This is a genomic window from Azospirillum soli, from assembly GCF_017876165.1.
Classification (GTDB): domain Bacteria; phylum Pseudomonadota; class Alphaproteobacteria; order Azospirillales; family Azospirillaceae; genus Azospirillum; species Azospirillum soli.
In genome coordinates, this window is sequence record NZ_JAGINQ010000020.1 from 86350 (window position 1) to 106012 (window position 19663).

At 67.3% G+C, this 19663-nt stretch carries 14 protein-coding genes; 7 read left to right on the top strand and 7 right to left on the bottom strand.

Translation table 11 applies throughout. The features are described 5' to 3' along the window. Nucleotides 1-152 precede the first annotated feature (152 nt). Both J2852_RS24720 and J2852_RS24725 read right to left on the bottom strand, forming a co-directional pair. Nucleotides 153-2042, bottom strand: coding sequence for a PAS domain-containing hybrid sensor histidine kinase/response regulator (locus J2852_RS24720; RefSeq protein WP_209880829.1), 1890 nt, complete (start codon nucleotides 2040-2042; stop codon nucleotides 153-155). Nucleotides 2043-2171: 129 nt separating this feature from the next. Beyond that, entirely contained in the window at nucleotides 2172-2519 is a 348-nt protein-coding gene (locus J2852_RS24725; protein WP_209880831.1) for a hypothetical protein, read from the bottom strand. 313 nt (nucleotides 2520-2832) lie between these two features. Between J2852_RS24725 and J2852_RS24730 the strand changes: the two genes are divergently transcribed. After that, nucleotides 2833-3375: a DUF2934 domain-containing protein gene (locus J2852_RS24730; RefSeq protein ID WP_209880833.1), complete on the top strand. Its 543-nt coding sequence runs from the start codon at nucleotides 2833-2835 to the stop codon at nucleotides 3373-3375. A gap of 54 nt (nucleotides 3376-3429) precedes the next feature. On the opposite strand, the gene J2852_RS24735 is transcribed toward J2852_RS24730, so the two are convergent. After that, on the bottom strand, nucleotides 3430-4725 hold the full coding sequence (locus J2852_RS24735) for a family 4 glycosyl hydrolase (RefSeq protein ID WP_209880834.1): 1296 nt from the start codon (nucleotides 4723-4725) through the stop codon (nucleotides 3430-3432). 197 nt (nucleotides 4726-4922) lie between these two features. Between J2852_RS24735 and J2852_RS24740 the strand changes: the two genes are divergently transcribed. The 4 genes from J2852_RS24740 (at nucleotide 4923) to J2852_RS24755 (ending at nucleotide 12038) form a co-directional block, all read left to right on the top strand. Further along, the gene (locus tag J2852_RS24740) at nucleotides 4923-6248 is read left to right on the top strand and encodes a GH1 family beta-glucosidase (protein WP_209880835.1); all 1326 of its coding nucleotides are present in this window, start codon (nucleotides 4923-4925) and stop codon (nucleotides 6246-6248) included. A gap of 212 nt (nucleotides 6249-6460) precedes the next feature. After that, entirely contained in the window at nucleotides 6461-8581 is a 2121-nt protein-coding gene (locus J2852_RS31705) for a glycosyltransferase family A protein (RefSeq protein ID WP_246499956.1), read from the top strand. 10 nt (nucleotides 8582-8591) lie between these two features. Then, nucleotides 8592-10181: a DUF6212 domain-containing protein gene (locus tag J2852_RS24750; RefSeq protein ID WP_209880836.1), complete on the top strand. Its 1590-nt coding sequence runs from the start codon at nucleotides 8592-8594 to the stop codon at nucleotides 10179-10181. 81 nt (nucleotides 10182-10262) lie between these two features. Beyond that, nucleotides 10263-12038: an ABC transporter ATP-binding protein/permease gene (locus tag J2852_RS24755; RefSeq protein WP_209880837.1), complete on the top strand. Its 1776-nt coding sequence runs from the start codon at nucleotides 10263-10265 to the stop codon at nucleotides 12036-12038. Nucleotides 12039-12042: 4 nt separating this feature from the next. On the opposite strand, the gene J2852_RS24760 is transcribed toward J2852_RS24755, so the two are convergent. Further along, on the bottom strand, nucleotides 12043-13395 hold the full coding sequence (locus J2852_RS24760) for a GH1 family beta-glucosidase (protein ID WP_209880838.1): 1353 nt from the start codon (nucleotides 13393-13395) through the stop codon (nucleotides 12043-12045). Between the two features lie 136 nt (nucleotides 13396-13531). Here J2852_RS24760 and J2852_RS24765 point away from each other — a divergent pair, with 136 nt between their 5' ends. Together J2852_RS24765 and J2852_RS24770 are read left to right on the top strand one after the other, a co-directional pair. Further along, complete coding sequence (locus tag J2852_RS24765; protein WP_209880839.1) at nucleotides 13532-14908, top strand: GH1 family beta-glucosidase; 1377 nt, start codon at nucleotides 13532-13534, stop codon at nucleotides 14906-14908. A gap of 177 nt (nucleotides 14909-15085) precedes the next feature. Continuing rightward, the gene (locus J2852_RS24770; protein ID WP_209880841.1) at nucleotides 15086-15559 is read left to right on the top strand and encodes a Ros/MucR family transcriptional regulator; all 474 of its coding nucleotides are present in this window, start codon (nucleotides 15086-15088) and stop codon (nucleotides 15557-15559) included. 86 nt (nucleotides 15560-15645) lie between these two features. Here J2852_RS24770 and J2852_RS24775 read toward each other — a convergent pair whose 3' ends face one another. The 3 genes from J2852_RS24775 to J2852_RS24785 form a co-directional block, all read right to left on the bottom strand. Then, nucleotides 15646-16944, bottom strand: a complete 1299-nt coding sequence (locus tag J2852_RS24775; protein ID WP_246499957.1) for a polysaccharide deacetylase family protein — start codon at nucleotides 16942-16944, stop codon at nucleotides 15646-15648. Between the two features lie 263 nt (nucleotides 16945-17207). After that, nucleotides 17208-17852 carry a BON domain-containing protein gene (locus tag J2852_RS24780; RefSeq protein WP_209880842.1) on the bottom strand — a complete coding sequence of 215 codons (645 nt, stop codon included), beginning with the start codon at nucleotides 17850-17852 and terminating at the stop codon, nucleotides 17208-17210. 108 nt (nucleotides 17853-17960) lie between these two features. Continuing rightward, a complete protein-coding gene (locus J2852_RS24785; RefSeq protein ID WP_209880844.1) occupies nucleotides 17961-19019 on the bottom strand; it encodes a Glu/Leu/Phe/Val dehydrogenase in 1059 nt (352 codons plus the stop codon). Nucleotides 19020-19663 lie beyond the last annotated feature (644 nt).

Genomic DNA, 19663 nt, shown 5'->3' on the forward strand with positions numbered 1-19663 from the left:
CCATGTCTCTGGCGGCCCCTTTCTTGGGGCTCGTCCGATAGTCTTCAGACCCTCGACAATGGCGCCCGCGAACGGCCGATGTCAAATAGGGCGTCGGGGTTATGCGGGCTTCGCAGGGCAAGCGTCGGCGGTCGGAGTCACGGCGGTCGAAGTCACAGCGCCATGTCCCAATGCCGCTCCAGCACGCCCAGCAGTTGGCGGGGCGTCACGGGTTTGAAGGCGATGCCCAGCCCGTTGCGGGCGGCGTCCAGGCGGCAGTCGGGGCCGGCCTCCCCGGTCAGGATGATGCCGGCGATGGCGTGCCCGACGGCCTTGCGGATCTGCTGGACCGCCTCGGTCCCGATCCGGCCGTCGCGCAGGCGGTAGTCGGCGATGATGATGTCCGGCACCCGGCCGGAGCGATGCACGGCGTCCACCGCCTGGTCGATGGAGCCGGCGATGAGCGTCGTGTAGCCCCAGTCCTGCATCATCGCGCGCAAGCCCAGCAGCACGATGGCGTCGTCGTCCACCAGAACGGCGAGCCGTCCTTTTCCGATGTCCTTGGGGCCGCTGTTTTTTGGGCCGGCGTCGGTGCCGGGCGGGTGCGTCTTCGGCTCGGCGGAGCAGGGCGCGCAACGCGCCGCCTCCGCGCGGGGGACGGCGATGGAAAAGACCGATCCCCGGCCGAGTGCAGAACGCACCTCCACCGGGTGGTCGAGAAAGACGGACAGGCGCTTCACGATGGCAAGCCCAAGGCCGAGGCCCTGGCCCCGGTCGCGCTCGGGGTTGGCGACCTGATGGAACTCCTCAAAGATCGCCTCGAACTGGTCGGGCGGGATGCCGATGCCGGTGTCCTGCACCTCGATGCGCAGCCGGTCGCCGTCGGGAACGCAGGCCAGGGTCACGCGCCCGCGCTCGGTGAAGCGGATGGCGTTCTCGACGAGGTTGCGCAGCATCCGGCCGAGCAAGGTCGGGTCGCTGCGCACCGGCTGGTCGGCGAAGCCGATCGCGGAGACGGCGACGCCCTTGCTGGCCGCGATGGGGGCATAGGCGGCGATGACATCGTCGATCAGGGGGCCGAGGGCGAAGCTCTCCACCCGTGCCGCCGTCCCGCTGGCGTCCACGCGGGACAGGTCGAACAGCCCGTCCAGCAGCCCCTTCAGCGTATCGAGGCTGCGTTCCAAAAGCATCAGCTTTTCCCGGCCGGCTTCACTGTCTACATGGGCGGCCAGTGTGGCGGCGAACAGGAACATGGACTGCAACGGCTGGCGCAGGTCGTGGCTGGCGGCGGCGAGGAAGCGGCTCTTGGCAGCGTTGGCCTGCTCGGCGGCGTCCAACGCGTCGCGCAGGCGCTGCTCGTCCCGATGGCGCTCGGTCACGTCGCGGCTTATGACCGCCACCGCGTCGACTCCGTCATCGTTGTCGCGCAACGGCAGGTAACGGATCTCCAGCCAGCGAAGCCCCTGGGTCGGCAGATTGTAGGGGAGGTCGCACTGAACCTCCTCGCCCAGAAGGCAGCGGTCGAAATGCGGTTTGACGATGGTGGCGAAGTTGTCTGTTCCCACCACCTCGGCCACATGCGCGCCGACGACGCGTTCGCGCGGCAGACCGTGACGGGCGAGGAAAACCGGGTTGACGCGCTGGTATCGGTAGTCGCGCCCGATGATGGAGATGGAATCGCGCGACTGGTCGATCACGCGCTCGGTGATCCGGCGGTATTTGTCGGCCCGTCGGCGCTCGGTCACGTCGGTGATCGCCGCGACCGCGCCGATGGTCGTCCCGGCCGGATCGCGCAGAGGGGCCGCGCTGAGGGAAAGATCGTGGGGCGTTCCATCGGCGTGGACGATGCGCACCACCTTGCCGTTCGTGCGTTCCCCTGCCAGCGCGCGGGACAAGGCGTATTCCTCCGGCGGCACGGGAAATTGCCGTGCGGTGCCGCTGAGGAAGGCCAGCCGACCGTCGCCGTTGCACAGGATGAAACCGGCATCCGACAGGGCGAGAACCTGTTCGAGCAGGGGCCGGCTTACGCTGTACCCGCCCATGCGAAGATCGGCTTGATCCACGTCGTGTCCCTCCTCGGGTACGCGAAACCCTGCGCGCCTGACGGGAGGAATTGTGGCGTATTTTCGATTAACGCGTTACTCTTCCAATGGCGGTATGTTGTTGGAAAGTTCAACCAACGGCATAAGGCGTCACGCCGCCGACCATATTCTCTCCGTCAGAACCGTGCGCACCAGGGTCAGCGCGCTGTCGGCGCTTTCGCGTCCGTCGAGCTTGGCGGCCAGCGACTCGATCTGCGCACCGGGCAGCGTGTTGCGCAATCGGCGCACGGTGTCGGTCAGCTGCTTCTTGGCGAAACGCGCCTGGTTGCCGCGCTCGGACAATTCCTGGAACGCCTGCCGGCGGGTGGCCGCGTCGCGTCCGACACTGGCTGCCGATGCGCGCTCGGCCGCCGTCGCCAGATCGTTGGATGCCTGCAGGTATTGGGTGATGGCTTCGGTGAGGATTCGGTTGGCCTGAAACAAGGGATCAAGGGACATGCGTCGAACTCTTTGCCTTCCGTGACGGCGGGGGCATTGCGGCCCCGGTGCCCAAGTCGTTCTCCGGAAAGCTAAATTCGGAGATTGCCGATGGACAAGCCGGCGAAGTGTCCTATGCGCCGGACATTCCGGCCCAATGCGCGGCATCCGACATACGACCTAGGCCATGCCATCCGACGGCACGCCGTGGAGAGTAGGATCCTATGATTTATGGAGCGGTTTCTTTGTGTGCTGTGATTTGCCAAATAATCCGGGAACTCGGCGGCGCTGAATTCGTTTTTTCTTCGGCCGAGGCCCAATTGGAGACTGATCGATGCAAGGGGATCGCGAGGAACGCATCCGTCGCCGCGCCCACGAGATTTGGGAGCGCGAGGGGCGACCGGAGGGACAGCATGACGCGCACTGGGCGCGGGCGTGCGCGGAAATCGACGACGAGGACCGGGCGGGTGAAGCTTCCGCTACCAACGTCGTGAAGAAGGTGGTGCGCCGGACCAAGAAGGCCGCCGCCGACGCCATCGGCGCGGGAATGAACGCCGTGGTGGACGTGGTCGAGGAAGCGTTGGGCCAGAAGAAGCCGCGCGGTCGCAAGGCGAAGGCCGAAGCGGCTGATGAAAAGACCTCGGTGGCGAAGGAAAGCCCGAAGGAGTCCGCCAAGAGCCGCAAGCTGCCGGCAGTCACCGCGGGTTCACGCGCCGTCGCGAAGACCGAGGACATGGACATGAAACCGGCGGCTGCGAAGCCGACGCGGGGCAAGGGCGCCAAGGCGGCCAATGACACGTCCGCGGGTGACAAGCCGGCGGGGGCCAAAACCCGGCGCAAATCCGGCGCCGGCCAGAACTCGCCGGTGGTTCACTGAAACCTTTTCACGCGATATCCCCCTCTGCCCTGAGCGCAGAGGGGGTGTTCGATTCTACACGCAAGGCCGGATGTAGGGCCTGTTCGCCTCCCACAGCTCGTCGAGGATGGCAAGGGCGGCGTCGGTCGAGTTGATGACCGGGTCGATCAGGAGGGCCTGCAAGGCCAACTCCTTGGAGGCGTGAACCGCCGCTTCCACCGCCAATTGCTGAACGCTGGCCTGCATGTGCAGCAGCTTGGCGATTCCGTCCGGCAGGGGACCCAGTGAGACCGGGTGGACACCGGCCGCATCGACCAGCAATGGCACCTCCACCGCCAGATCGGGCGGCAGGTTGGGGATGGTGCCCTGGTTGTAGACGATGCCCGATTCGATGAAGCGCTTCTGGTTGTGCAGGGTGCCGGCGATCACCTGGACCGCTCGCTCGCCCCAGGATGGCTGGGTCCAGTCCTCCGGGATCGGGGTCGTGCCGGCGATCACGCCGTCCATCAGGTCGTTCAGGATGCCGCGCCCGCGCTCGTCCTCCTTGAAGTCGAAGCCGTGTTCGCCGCCTTCCCAGCCGTAGGGGAGGTATTCGCCCAGGTGGTCGTCGGAGCAGGTCGGCCACAGGCCGAAGGAGCGGAACAGCCGCCGGGCCAGCGGGGTGAAGGACGGGTCGTGGGTCTTTTCCTTCTCGCGCAGCAGCGGATAAAGGTCGCGCCCCGTTGCGCGGTCGCGGATGTGCAGCAGCCATTGGAAGTGGTTCAGGCCGGCGCCCCAAACCTCCACGTCCTTTTCGGCCATGCCCAGGATCTGGCAGATGAACCAGCGCGCCAGGAAGATGCCGTGGCACAGGCCCAGCGTCTTGACCTTCGTGTATTTGCCGAGCCCCAGCACCACCCGGCTTTCCGGGTTGGACAGGTTGATGAACTGGGCGTTCGGGCACAATTCCTCGATGTCGCGGGCGAAGTCGAAGATCAGGGGCAGGGTGCGCATGGTGAAGAACAGGCCGCCGGGGCCGCCGTTCTCGCCCAGCGTGTGGCGGACGCCGTGCTTTTTCGGAACCTCGAAATCCAGCTTCCACAAGCGGTTGCGGTCGATGGCGACGGAGTTGACGACGAATTCGGCGCCTTGCAGGGCGGCACGGCGGTCGGTCGTCTGTTCGATGGTGATGCCGGCCCCGCCCCTAGCGTTCAGCACGCGGGCGAGCGCGGTCATGCGCTCCAGCGCCACGGGGTTGGCGTCCACCAGCGTCAGCGTGCTGCCGGCCAGCTCGGTCGTCGTGAAGAGGTCGCGGTACATGCTGAGCCCGAAGGCCGCACTGCCGGCGCCCAGGAAGACGATTTTCGTGGTTTTGGGGGTCGAGGTGAGCATGAGCGATACCTCCCACGGGCGGGAAGGCGCCACACCGTTGGGCAAGATCACCGCCGCCAAAGAAGTATACACTTCTTAACCCGAATGGACTACAACTATTGGGAAGAACACGAAGCCATCAAAACTTCGCGGATGCAGCAAAATACTTCGCAAGCGCAACAGGGCGCGTGCGGACCAATTCATGAGGGAGTCCCGCTATGGCACCCTTCACTTTCCCTAAGGACTTCCTGTGGGGAGCCTCCACCGCCGCCTACCAGATCGAGGGGGCCGTCAACAAAGACGGCCGGGGCCCGTGCGTGTGGGACACCTTCACCGCCGCCGGCCGCATCCAGGACGGCAGCAGCGCCGCCGTCGCCTGCGACCACTATCACCGCTGGGCGGAGGACGTGGCGCTTCTGAAGAACGCGGGCTTCAACGCCTACCGGTTCTCGATCGCGTGGCCGCGCATCCTGCCGACGGGCTCGGGCGCGGTGAACAAGGCCGGGCTGGATTTCTACGACCGGCTGGTGGACGGGCTGCTGGAGGCCGGGATCCGGCCGATGGCCTGCCTCTACCACTGGGACCTGCCGCAACCGTTGGAGGACAAGGGGGGCTGGCAGGGGCGCGAGGTCATCGGGCCGTTTGCCGAGTACGCCCGGATCGTCTCCGCCCGGCTTGCCGACCGGGTCAAGGACTGGATGATGCTGAACGAGCCGAACGTGGTCGCCACGCACGGCTACGGCACCGGCGAGCATGCGCCCGGTCATAAGCTGGGCGAGATTGGCATCCTACGGGCGCTGCATCACCAGAACCTGGCGCAGGGGGCGGCGCTGCGCGCCATCGCGGCGGAGCATTCCGGGCTGACGCTCGGCACCGTCATCAACCTCCAGCCCTGCCGGGCGGAGAGTGACAAGCCGGAGGACATCGCGGCGGCGGCCCGCTGGGACGCGGTGTGGAACCGGGTGGCGCTGGACGGCGTGATGCGCGGGAAAATCCCGGAGCTGATGGCCGAGAAGATGAAGGACTTCGTCCTGCCGGGCGACGAGGAGGCGATCCGCTATCCCATCGACCTGTTGGGCATCAACTACTACTCGCGCATGACCATGAAGCACGAGACGGGGCACCCGTTCGACGTGTGGTGGGGCGATGCGCACTGCGACCGCTGGACCGCGATGGCGTGGCCGGTGCAGCCGGATGGCCTTTATGACCTGCTGATGGAGTTCAAGCGCGACTACGGCAACCCGGCGGTCTTCGTGGCCGAGAATGGGGCGGCATACGACGACGTGGTGGACGCCGACGGGCAGGTGCATGACGCGGAGCGCGTGGCCTTCCTGCGCGACCATGTGACCGAGGTGGCGAAGGCTCTGCGCGATGGGGCCAATGTGAAGGGCTATCTGTGCTGGAGCCTGCTCGACAACTTCGAATGGGCGTTCGGGTTGAGCAAACGCTTCGGCATCGTGCGGGTCGATTACGACACGCTGACGCGCACGCCGAAGGACAGCTACCGGTTCTTGAGCGAGGTTGCCAGGAGCGGCAAGTTGTAGCGTTTGTGAAGCTTTTTCACACGAAGACTCGAAGACGCGGAGGTGGGAGGCGCGCGCCCTCTCCCCTTCGCGTTTTTGCATCTTCGTGCGACTGTCAGGACCCTTTGTTTCGAGAATCAGAATAAACCCGGATCCGGGATCCCCGAATTATCACGCCCGCGACCGGCGTGGTCGGCGGTAATCAGGATGCACATTCATCGCATCCATACGTCATGTCATCCATTTGCCTGAACCCCCCGGCCGAAGCCCGTGACACCGACGATGTCCGCGCGGCGATCGTCGTGCCGACCTACAAGCACTCCGGCCTGCTGGCGGAAGCGCTGGATACGGCGCTCGCCCAGGAGACGGACTTCGCCTACGCGGTCGTGGTGGTGAATGACGGGTGCCCGTTTCCGGAGACGGATCGGGTGTGCCGGGAATTCGCGGCGGCGAACCCCGGCAGGCTCTTTTACCTGCACAAGCGCAACGGCGGCTTGAGCGCCGCGCGCAACAGCGGCATCGCCTTTGCTCTGGACGCCTTCCCGGCGCTGGAGGCCGTCTATTTCCTCGACAGCGACAACCGCATCCGGCCGCACCTGCTGCAACGCATGCTGGACGCGTTGCGGGCCGGCGGGCCGGAGGTCGGCTGGGCCTATCCGGACGTGGACAAGTTCGGCTTCTTCGAATTCTGCGACATGTCCGGCCCCTATTCGCCGCTGGAGCACCTGTTCCGCAACGTCAGCGAGGCCGGCAGCATGGCGTCCCGTCGCCTGCTCGACGCCGGCCTGCGCTTCGATGAGGCGATGCGCCAGGGCAGCGAGGATTGGGAATTCTGGCTGCAAGGGCTGGAGCGCGGCTTCCGGGGCGTGCATGTGCCGTACTCCGGCTTCGGTTACCGGCGGCGCGGCGAGAGCATGCTGACGGAATCGGAGCGCGACTACCGCCCGATCCTGACCCACATTCAGGGCCGCCATCCCAAGCTGTTTGCCGTCAAGGCCATCGCCAAGGCGGAGGCGGCCGTCGGCCGTCGCTACGCGGTCTATCTGCCCGACAAGGGCGTGGTCCGCTGCGTCACCGATCCGACTGAAGGGGGGCAAGGGGAGGACGGCGAGGATCTGCCGCTGGCCGACTTCGCCCGGTGCATCCTGCGCGCGCCGGAACGGCCGGACTATGCGGGCTGCCCCGGCCATCTGACGGTGATGGATTCGGGCCTGTACGGGCTACTGCTGCGCCAACGTCTGTTGCAAGGCGTGCTGTGGACGCTGGAGCGCGCCGCCGCCCAGGCTATGGTGGTCAGCGGGCGGGTGACACTGGAGGTGGGCGAGACCTGCGCCATGGAGTGGCGCGGGACGGCCATCGGTCTAGACGACACGCAGCCGACGCCGCTGCCGTCCGGCGGGGCGGACGTCGTCGCGCTGGAGACGCGGATTCTGCTGGACTTGGTGCGCTCCCAGCCGACCGGCGCGCCGGAACTGGAGCGCGATTACATCAAGCCCTGCGTCGAGGCACGGCTTGACCTGCGGCTGTGCGTGCCGGGGCCGGTTGCCGTCGCCCGGACAGCCGATACGGCGCTGGCGTCCCTCTACGAGGCGTTGGCGGCGCAGTGGTCGGACAAGGCGGTCGGGGGCTGGGCGTCGGCGCAGATCGACCGCTACCGGTCGGGGGTCGCGTCGCCGCGCGATGTCTGCTGGCAGGTGCACCAGCTACCCTCCGTCCTGCCGGTGCTGCCGAAAGGGAATGGGCGTACGGCCGCGCTGGTGGTCGAACCGGGCGCGGCGGAGAAGCTCGATCTGGCGATGAGGCTGGCCGGGTGGCTGCGCGGGCAGGGGTGGGAACCACACCTCGTCGCCATGGGGAGCGGGACGGTCCGCTGGTCGCAAGAGGCGGCGGACCTGTTCGGGTCGATCATCCCGTTTCCGGCACCGCTGGTGCTGCCGGAACGGCCGCTGACGCGCCGCAACGCCTATCTCGGCACGCCGGTGCCGGGTCTGCGCGAGGAAGAGGACATGGCGGCGGGGACGCTCGCCGCCTTCGATCTGGTGGTCACCATCCAGCACGGGCCGGCGCACAGCCTGATGGGGCGTCTGCGCAAGCTGGGTGTGACGACTTGGGCAGTGCTGGGGGCAGCGCTGGGGCTGGCGGAGGAGGGCAGGGCGCCCGCCGACGTGGTCAACGCCTGCGCCGCGTTCGAGCATGCCTACCAGACCATCGTTCCGCTGGATGCACGGACGTTCCGTTTGTGTCAGGCGCTTGCCCTGCCGCTCGACAAGCTTCGGCGCTGGGAAGGGGAGGAGGTCGGCGACGAGGCGGATTGGCGGGACTGCCCCGCTCTGTCCCCGCCGGCCGTATCATAAAGGAGCCACCATGAAGCTCTCGGCACCGGCGACGCTGTTCGCCTCGCTCTACGACGGCACCCCCAAGGTCATCGTCGTGCGCCGCACGGAGGACGCCGACACCGGCGCCTTGCCCATGCGCACGCTGTGCCTGATGCGGCACGACGGCGGTTATTTGCTCTGCCCACCGGAATTCGACGCAACGGACGATACGGTGCCGTTGCGCCCGCTGGCGGTGCCGCCGGCCAACGTCTGGTGCCTGTGGGCGCGGGGCGAAGCGGTGAAGGGCGATGCGGAGCGGCTGCTCGCGTGGTGGAACGAGGCCGGCGGGGCGGGGAGCGAACCGGTCCTGCGCACGGGCTCGGCCATGGACATTCAGCGCGCCCTGCTGGGGCAGGCGTTGGACGAGATCGGCGGGCTGCACCGGCGCAACCAGGACATCCAGCGCAACCTCTCGACCCTGCGGGAGGAATGGGGGCAGGCCGCGCGATTGCCGCCGGAAGCGGTGGAACTGCTGGACAACCTGCGCCTGTCGCCGCCGCGTCTCGTCTTCGCCACGCCGAAGCCGGCGGGGGCGATGCCGGTGCCGCTGCGCCACGGGCGTAAGACCGCCACCGCCGGCACCGCCGAGATCGTGCAGCGGGTGCCGATGTGGGCGCGCGGGCTGGTGGGCATCGACCTGCATGTGGACAGCGCGCCCAAGGGCGGGGGATTCTTCGCTGCCGCGCTGCACGCCGTCGATTCGGGGCGGATGCTGGCGGAATGGCGCATTCCGTTCCACGCGGTGCGGGAGGGTTGGCTGCCGCTGCGTCTGCCCACGGCGTGCGAGCGCATGGACCGCACGCTGGAGCTGCGCATTGGGGCGGTCGGCGTCGTGACCGAACCGCCGCGCCTGTCGCTGTCTCCGGCCGGGCTGCTCGACGAATTCGCGGTGGCGCCCCCGGCGCGGGCCGGCGGGGGAGCGGGCATGCTGTCCCTGCGGCTGTGGGGCGGGATTCCGGGGGTGGAGTACGGGCCGGCCAGCCATCTGGCGGCGCACCCCTTGCCCGACCGCCTGGTCTGGCCGCTGACCGAGCCGGTGCTGGCCCAGGTGCGCAAGGGCCGCGACCACAAGGCGACCTTTCCGTGGTTCGGCCTGCTGCGGGACGGGCGCATCCTGCTGCACCCGCTGTACGGGGAGAAGACGTCGGCCTGCATCCCGCTGGACGACGTGCCGGGCGTGGTCGCCGTGCGCGGTCACGCGGTGATCGAGGACCCGCGCTGCCGCACGCCCATCGCCTGCAAGCTGGTGGTCGCCCCGCCCTCCGTCACGGTGGACGAGGCGGAGCGGGAGGAGGGCATTCTGGCCTCCAGCGGGTGGATGGTGCTGGACCAGCCGCGCCGGGCGCTGGGCCTCGCGGCGGCGCTGACGACGCCGTGGCAGGGGGCGATGGTGGTGCACCTGTTCACCGACATTCCCGACGGCAGTTACGGCCTGTACGGGCGGACGGTCTTCTTCGACTTCGAGGTGGAAATCGACGCCGGGACCGCCTGGGCCGCCCACACCGCCATCACCCACTCTACTGGCGGGGCGGTACAAATTCGTGACAGCGAACGAAGCGAAGCCGCCGGCTCAACCTAGATGAGGTTTGAGGCAAGCTGTTGGTAATAATCCGTTCGTTAGTGTAAGGAGGTATTTCGTCAGGTTGGGGCGGAACAGGCCATGTCGATCAAATCCTCGCATCCGGCATCGCCCGGTTTCGCCCGCCAGTTCATCGATTTGGCCGGCGGCTACTGGTCCAGCGAGAAGAAATGGTCGGTCCGCCTGCTGACGGCGGCGCTGGGGCTGCTGACGGTCGGCCAGGTGATCGTTCCGATCCTGATCAACCTGTGGAGCCAGCGCCTGTTCGACGCGCTGGAGGCGCGCTCCATGGACCGCTTCGTCACGATGATCGGGGCGGTCGGCGTCATCATCCTGTTCAACATCGCCAACACCATCCTGCACCTGCGGGTGAAACGGCGCCTGCAAATCGGCTGGCGGACGTGGCTGACGCAGAAGCTGCTGGACGACTGGCTGACGCGCGGGCGCCAGCATCAGGTCACATATCTGCCCGGCGACCACGACAACCCGGACGGCCGCATCGCCGAGGACATCCGCATCTCCACCGAGGTCGCCATCGATCTGGGGTTGTCGCTGTCCTACTGCGCCCTGCTGCTGATCAGCTTCACCAACATCCTGTGGATGCTGTCCGGCGCGCCGGAGGTGACGGTGCTGGGCGCCACCTTCCATGTGCCGGGCTACCTGCTCTACATCGCGCTGATGTACGCCGCCATCGGCACGACCATCGCGCTGGTGGTCGGCCGGCCGCTGGTGAAGGCCGTGAACCATCGCCAAGGCAACGAGGCGTCCTTCCGCTTCGGCCTCGCCCGTGTGCGGGAGAACGCGCAGGCCATCGCGCTGCTGCACGGCGAATCGGGCGAGCGCGACCGCATCGTCGGCCTGCTGGGCGGCGTGAAGCAGGGCTGGAACGGGCAGACGCGGGCGCTGTCCAACATGATGGTGTTCAGCGCGACCTATTCGGTGCTGTCGGCGGCCTTCCCCATTCTGGTGGCCGCACCCAGCTACATCGCCGGCACCATCTCGCTCGGCGTGTTGATGCAGACGGCGCAGGCCTTCCAGCAGACGGTCGGCGCCCTGTCCTGGCCCATCGACAACCTCGCCCGCGCGGCGGAATGGAAGGCGTCGGTGGAGCGCGTGCTGGGCCTGAACACGGCGCTCCAGCGCCTCGACCGCGAGATCGGCGGCGAAGGGACGGAGCGCATCGTGGTGGTCCGCTCCGACGACGAAACCTCCCTGACCTTCCGCGATGTGTCGGTGGCGGAGCCGGACGGCAAGCTGGTCATCAAGCCTTTCAACCTCGAAGTGAAGCCGGGCGAGCGCGTGCTGATCGTCGGCGATCCCGGCGCGGCGGTGCGGCTGTCCCGGACGGTGGCGCGGGTCTGGCCGTGGGGGCACGGGCGCATCGCGCTTCCCGCCCACACGCGCGTGTTCTTCATGCCGGAGCGCCCCTATCTGGCGCATGGCACGCTGCGCGCGGCGCTGAGCTACCCGGTCGGACCGGAGCGGGTCAGCGATGCGGAAGCCACGGCGGCGCTGGAACGCGTCGGGCTCGGCCACCTGCTGCCGCAGCTGGACGAGGAGGACTCCTGGGACGAGGTGCTGGCCATGCCCGAGCAGCAGCGCCTGGGCTTCGCCCGCCTGCTGATCCGCCGGCCGGACTGGATCTTCCTGGAGGACGCCACCGGCAGCCTCGACCCCGAGAGCGAGCACGACATGTTCCGCCTGATCGAGGAGGAGGTCCCAGCCGCGACGGTGCTGACCATCGGCAGCCATCCCGGCCTGGAAGCCCACCACAGCCGCAAGCTGGTGCTGGAACGGGTGAATGGCGCGGTCCAGGTGAGGGAAGAGGTATGCGGGGCGGTTGAGACGGTGGGGTGAGTTTTTAGGCCACCCTCCCCCCGATCAGCCGCGCGTACCACTTGGCCGACTCCTTCAGCGTCCGCTTCTGCGTGGCGAAGTCCACATGCACGATGCCGAAGCGGGTGCCGTAGCCGCCGCCCCATTCGAAGTTGTCGAGCAGCGACCACACGAAATAGCCGCGCACGTCGGCGCCGGCCTTATGGGCCTCCGCCATGCTGCCGATGCAGGCGCGCAGATAGTCGAGGCGCTCGGTGTCGTTGATCATGCCGCGCTCGTCGGGCGTCTCGGCGGCCTTGGTGCCGTAGCCGTTCTCCGTCACGTAGATCGGCAGGCGGTAGCGGCCGGTCAGGTCCAGCAGGGCCTCGCGGAAGGCGTCGGGCTGGTAGGGCCAGCCGATGTTGGTGCGCGGCATGTCCGGCGGCGGGGACCCGAAGCCGCAGCCCCACACCATGCCCGGCTCCGCCTTGGCGTAAACCGGCGCGTAGTGGTTCACGCCGAACCAGTCCATGGGGCGTCCAATGCGCGCCATGTCGCCGGCCTGGACATAGGGCTCGATGGCCTGGGCGATGCGCGGCGGGTAGTGGCTGAGGATCTGCGGGTCGGGAAAGGTCAGGTTCCACAGCTCGTTGAAGAGCGCGGCCCCCTCGACGTTCTCCGGCGCATCGTCCTCCGGTCGGCAGGGCTGGTAGCTGTGCACGGCGCCGATGGAGGCGTTCGGGACGAGGGCGCGCAGAACGTCCACCCCGGCCCCGTGGGCGAGGTTGACGTGGTGGATGACCTTCAGATGCTCGGCCCGGTCGGCGATGCTGGGGGCGCCCCAGCCGAAGGCGTAGCCGAACAGCGTGAAGACCGAGAACTCGTTGAAGGTTGCCCAGCGCTTCACTCGGTCGCCGTAGCGCCGGGCGCAGAGCGTGGCGTAATCGGCGAACCAGCCCGCGCTGTCGCGCCTGGACCAGCCGCCGAGGTCGTGCAGCGCCTGCGGGAAATCCCAGTGGTAAAGACAGGCCCAGGGCTCGATTCCGGCCTCCAGAAGCCGGTCGATCAGCCGGTCGTAGAAGTCGAGGCCCTTCTCGTTGATCGCGCCGCGCCCGCGCGGCAGCACGCGCGGCCAGGAGATGGAGAAACGGTAGGCGCCGACGCCGAGGTCCCGCATCAGGGCCACATCCTCGGCGTAGCGGTGGTAGTGGTCGCAGGCGACGTCGCCGGTGTCGCCGTTGTCCACCCGGCCCTTCAGGCGGCAGAAGGTGTCCCAGACGCTCGGCCCGCGCCCGTCCTCGCCGGCTGCTCCTTCCACCTGGAAGGCGGAGGTCGAGGCCCCCCACAGAAAGTCGTCGGGAAGGCCGAGTGCGCGTGCTTCGGGGGTCTGCGTGGGCATGGCGGGACGCTCCGCTGGAATAATGTCCGCTGGGACAATGACCCAATTATGCCCATTCCCTCGCCACCATGCCAAAGGTACTATCACGGTGTGAGTGGTCCGCCCGAAAGGACTGTTCAGCCGGGCGGAGAAAGCCATGTCCCAGACCAACGCAATCCTGGAAAAGCCCGACGCTGAAGCGCTCGCGAAAACCAAGCTGCGAAGCGATTTCGTGTGGGGCGTCTCCACCTCCGCCTATCAGATCGAGGGCGCGGCGGCCGAGGACGGGCGCGGGCCGAGCATCTGGGACACGCGCTGCCGGACGGCCGGCGGAGTCGTCAACGGCGACACCGGCGACGTCGCCTGCGACCACTACCACCGCTATGAGGACGACATCGCGCTGATGCGCGACCTGGGCGTGGATGCGTACCGCTTCTCGGTGGCGTGGCCGCGCGTGCTGCCGCGCGGGCGCGGGGCGGTGAACGACAAGGGCCTCGACTTCTACGACCGCGTGATCGATGGCGCGCTGGCGGCGGGGATCGAGCCCTGGCTGTGCGTGTACCATTGGGATCTGCCGCAGGCGCTGCACGACCAGGGCGGCTGGGCGAACCGGGATTGCGCGGGCTGGTACGCGGACTATGCGGCGTTGCTGGCGCGCCGCTACGGCGACCGGGTGAAGCGCTGGATCACCTTCAACGAGTTCTCCGTCTTCACCCTGTTCGGCTATGCGATTCCCTGGGCCGCGCCCGGCATCACCGACCGCGAACAGCATCTGCGCGCCATCCACCATGTGAATCTCGCCCACGGGGCCGGGGTGGACGTGATCCGCGATCTGGTGCCGGGGGCCTCCATCGGTGCCGTGCACAACCGCCAGCGTGTCCTGCCCGAGGGCGACCGGGCGGAGAACGTCGAGGCGGCGGCCCTGCTGGACGAGCATTGGAATCTCGCCTTCTGCGATCCGCAACTGCTCGGTCATTATTCGCCGCGCGTCGCCAAGGCCATCGAGCCCTACGTCCAGGCCGGCGACATGGCGCGCATCTGCCGGCCCATGGACTGGTTCGGCCTGAACCATTACGGCCCGATCTTCGCCAAGGCGGACCCGACCAGGGCCTGGGGATACGGGTGGGGCGATGCACCGCCCGATTCGCCCACCCATGGGGTCGGCTGGGCGGTTTTCCCGGATGCCTTCCGGGACGAACTGCTGGAGATCACCCGTCGCTACCGCATGCCCATCGTCATCACCGAAAACGGTTGCGGCGGCAACGATACGCCGGACGAATCCGGCGCCATCGACGATCAGCACCGCATCAACTACCTGCGTCTCTACAACGCCAAAATGCATGAGGCGATTCGCGCCGGTGCCGACGTGCGCGGCTACTTCGTGTGGTCGCTGCTCGACAACTTCGAGTGGGGAAGCGGTTACGGCAACCGTTTCGGCATCGTGCACGTGGACTTCGCGACTCAGAAACGCACGCCGAAAGCCTCGGCCCGTTGGTACGCCGACCTGATCAAAAGCGAGCGTTTCCGCGCCTGAGCGCACAGCCATTTTTGGTTCGTTGCGTTGTATTGCGGCTTGACTGGCGCGGGCCGGCGGTTGTGCTGCGTGAAACACATCACTCGCCTGCATGTTTATGACGATAACAGGCTTGCGCACGACGCATCACTTTGACCATGCTGCGCGCAGGATCATTCGCTCGCAAAGGAAACAAACATGCAAAGCAGCGACACCGACGGGTCGGAGATGTCGAACACGGATCTGGTCGGGATGACCGGGAAGATCGTCGCCTCCTATGTCCGTTCCAACCAGATTGCCGTGAATGATCTTCCGAACCTTATCCGGATCGTTCACCAGAGCCTGTCCGGCACCGGCAAGCCGGCGGCCCCGGAACCGGTTGAGCTGCGCCCGGCCGTTCCAATCAAGAAGTCGGTGACGCCCGAGTACATCGTCTGCCTGGAAGACGGCAAGAAGCTGAAGATGCTGAAGCGCTATCTGCGCACGGCCTACGGCATGACGCCGGACGATTACCGCCGCAAGTGGGGCCTGCCGGCCGACTATCCGATGACGGCGCCGAACTATGCCGAGCAGCGTTCGGCTTTCGCGAAGTCGATCGGCCTCGGCAAGAAGGCGGACCAGCCCGCCAAGCCCGCCCGCCGTGGTCGCGGCCGCGCCAAAAGCGCGGCGTAAAGGCAGCGTCGCTTACACACCTTGCGAGACTTTGGGCCGCCTCATCCGGGCGGCCCAATGTCATTCTGCGCGAACGCTCTTCGACATCATTTCTGGGCGATGCGCGGGGTGGCGAGGCTGGTCAGGCTGCTGATCCACTCCGACAGGGTCACGAACCGGCAACCGCGCGTGCGCAGCAGCCCGATGGCCTTCGGCAGCGCTTCGGCCGTGGCGTTGTAGGTCGTGTGCATCAGCACGACGCTGCCTATGGCGCCCGCCGCGTCGACCTGCGCCATGATCTTCTCGGCGTCGCGGGTCAGCCAGTCGCGCGTGTCCACGTTCCACAGCGCGGGGCTCATGCGTTCCTCTTGGACAACCTTCAGGGTGTCCTGGTTGTAACGGCCGGCCGGCGGACGGAACAGCACCGGGTCGGCCCCGGCTGTCGCCAGAACGCGGTTGGTCTCGGCCACCTCGGCGCGCTGTGCCTCGGCGGGAAGGTTGCGCATGTTGGGGTGGGTCAGGCTGTGATTGCCGACCTCGTGTCCCTCCTGCACGATCCGCTGGATGATGCGCGGATGTCGGACGGCGACGTTGCCGATGGGAAAGAAGGTCGCGCGCACGCTTTCGGCGCGCAGAATGTCCAGGATGCGCGGCGTGACCGCCGGGTGCGGGCCGTCGTCGAAGGTCAGCGCGCACAGGTTCCAGCGGCTGGCCTTCAGCGCACCCACATCGATCTGTGCGTCGAAGCCCGGCACGATCGCGGTGATGCGCGACAGCCGCGCCGCCTGCCGTTCGATCTCCACCATCTCCCGGCTCTGGTCCGGGGTGTAGGTAACAACTCCGTTGCTGTCGCCGTCTGCGATCTTCGCCGGCGGGCCGAGCGGAACGTCGGGCGCCTCCACCACAAGACAACTGCCGCCGCCGCCGACGATGCGCCGGCAGACGAAGGTCGGGTCCAGGTCGGGCAGGGGGGCGGCCAGCAGAACATAGCCCTCATCAGGCGCGCCGGCTTTCAGCGGAACCACGCGGGGGACGAGATCGGCCACCATGTCCGGTTGGCGGCGCACCAGCGACTTCCAATCGACCCAGGCGTCCGCTTCCTTGCGGTAGATGCCGAATCGCAACGCCTGCGTGATCCGAGGCTCGGCCGGGGCGGCGGGGGCCGAAGCGTTGGCTGCCGTCGCGGCGGGCATCGCGGCCGCCGGGGCGTCGGTCCGGGGCTTGGTCTTGGACGGTTCCTGTTTGGTCGGCTCCTGACGGACGGTCGTGACAGTGCCGGAGGGCAGCAACGCGCCGCGCCCGTTCTGCGGCTCGACCTTCTGCGGTTCGGCCGCGACGCCGAGTGTCGGTGTTCCCGCCGCGAGCAAGGCGGCCAGCAGCACACCCCAGGCCGGACGAAGGGACAACTTCCATGCGGGAGCGTCGCCTGCGGGACGAGAAAAGGGGACACCCATGCCTGCAACCATTCGCGAACGACCTTCATCATCGCCGCATTCAGGTCAGGTCTGGGCGATACACCCTATGGAATAGAGCAAAATTGTGACCGTCTCCACATTGATTATCACTTTTGCGCGGTTGTCACGGGCCGGGCGAAATCCGGCTCCCGGCGCGGGTGTCGTCGCCGCCGGGAGCCTTGAGGAAGACAGACGTTGCGCGCTGGTTGGGCCGGTCAGGAGCGGCGCAGGTACGGGGCGCCGCGATAGGGATCGTAGAGGTATGGCGCGCGGCCCAGTTCGTTCATCGCCGAGGCGCCGGCCGACGTGGCCGTGCCGCCATGGGCCGGTTGGCGGACGCGCAGGTTGTTCTGCACGTAGCGGACTCCGGACACGGACTCGGCGACATCCTCTGCCTGGCGTTTCGCCCGGCGATCATCGACGGTGCCGGACAGGGTAACCTCGCAACCGCTCACCGTCACCTCGATGTCGGAGGCGTCCACATAGGGATCGTCGGTCAGGCGGTCGTTGACGTCCTCCCGGATGCGCTCGTCGGACCGGGTGTAACCGCGTGGCCCCAACCCTCCGTAATGCTGCCCTCTGTCATGAGAGGCTTGGTGGTGGCGGTTATCCGCATGCCGGCGGGGCGCGCCATAAGCGCTGTTACTGTAATCGCGATCACTGTCATCGCGGCCACTCTCCGCCCCGGCGAAATAGCGCAGGTCCGCGATCAGGTCCGGGCTGTAGTCGTGCCGTTGCTCCAGCCTGCGGCTGGTTTCCAGAAGATCGCGGTCCACGTCACCACGCCACCGCCTGCGATTCTCGTCCGAATCGTGGAGATCGTTCCGGTCGTGTCTCCACCTGTTCTCGTACTCGGCCATGGAACTGCTCCCTGTTGGAGAAGGATGGCCGCCGCAAGGACGACCATCCGTCCAACATCGCGCTCTTCCGCCGGTTCCTGGCCGGCCCGTTCCTGGTGCGGGGAGGCCTCAGCGTGCCCGGCCGACGCGCTGGCACGCCATGCGGTCGGCCACGACGGCGGTCGGCTTCCGTTCGGCGTCGGCGCGGGCGAAGATCTCGGTCAGCGTGTCGGCGATGGCCTCGATCTGGCTCATCACCCGTGCATGATCGTATCCGGTGCGCTCGTGATAGACGTCGATGACCCCGCCGGCGTTGATGACGTAGTCCGGCGCGTAGAGAATGCCTCGGTCGAACAGAGCCTGCCCGTGTCGCGGCCCGGCCAACTGGTTGTTGGCGGCTCCGGCCACGACGCGGGCGGACAGACGGGCCACGGTGTCGTCGTTCAGAACGGCTCCCAGCGCGCAGGGCGCGAACACGTCCACGTCCAGATCGAAGACCTCATCAACACGGACCGGCGTGGCACCCAGCGTGTCGGCGACTTGGCGCACCCGTTCCGCGTCGATGTCGGCGATCCACAGCCGCGCGCCGGCATCCCGCAGATGGCGGGCGAGGTGGGCGCCGACATGGCCAACGCCCTGTATCGCCACCTTCAGCCCCTCCAGGTCCGAGCGGCCGAGGCGGTGGTGCACCGCAGCCTTCATGCCGACGAAGACGCCGTAGGCGGTGGCGGGCGACGGATCGCCATTGCGCGTGGCGCCGCCATCGGTCGTTTTCTCCGCGATGCCGGAAACGTGGGTCGTCTCCAGCGCCATGGTTTTGATGTCGGGAACGCTGGTGCCGGAATCCTCGGCGACGATGTAGCGCCCGCCCAGCCGCTCGACGTTGCGGCCCATGGCGCGCAGCAGCGCCTCGCTCTTGTCCGTGCGCGGGTTGCCGATGATCACCGACTTGCCGCCACCCAGCGGCAACCCGGCCAGCGCCGACTTGTAGGTCATGCCACGGGACAGGCGCAGCACGTCGCGCAGAGCCTCCCAGTCGCTGGCATACGGCCACATGCGGCAGCCGCCGAGCGACGGCCCCAGCGTGGTGTCGTGGATCGCGATGATGGCGCGCAGTCCCGACGCGGGGTCGCAGCAGAACACCACCTGCTCATGGCCGTCGAAGTCGGGGTGGTCGAACAGATGCACGGCGTCCTCCTGATCGTTCTTTTTGTGGAGACACCGGTGTTGCCCGCGTCTCCCGTCTTCAGGAAGCTGGATGCGGATGAAATCATTCGCAAGACGGACCGTTTGTGCCCAAGAAAAAAGCAATGAGGTGATTTGGACTCACCCGCCGCCATGGACAAAGTGTCGTCGGTTGGCTTTGGCCGGACATTTCCGGTCTGTCACGAAGGCATGTTTCAAAAATCGACGGAGGCGGAGAAAAAGCGCTTGCTCGCCCGAAGGCTCCCGCATATAAAGCGCCTCCCGACGCGGTGGCCGCCAACGAAACGGCGACGCCGCAAGGGAAACAGAAGCTGAGGCAAAGTAGAAAACGGCGGCCACGAAGAAATGACCGCTTGACATCGAAAGTCAAAGCTTCTAGATAAGATGGCCTCGGCGCTTCGCTCCTCACCGGAGACTGAACGTCGGCCGATGCGGCTTCCGAACGGGCGCTGCGGTTTCTTGGACAAGTTGATACCGTGTTGTGAGAAGGGATGCGCAGGCGGCGGTGTTTTTGCGCCGCGTCGCGGGGCTGGTCTCCTGGTTTGGGGATTGGCATTGCGGTTGCCTGGAGCATCCTGATCTATGCAGCAAGAGACATCAGTTTCGAAAGCTTGGGTGAGGTTGCT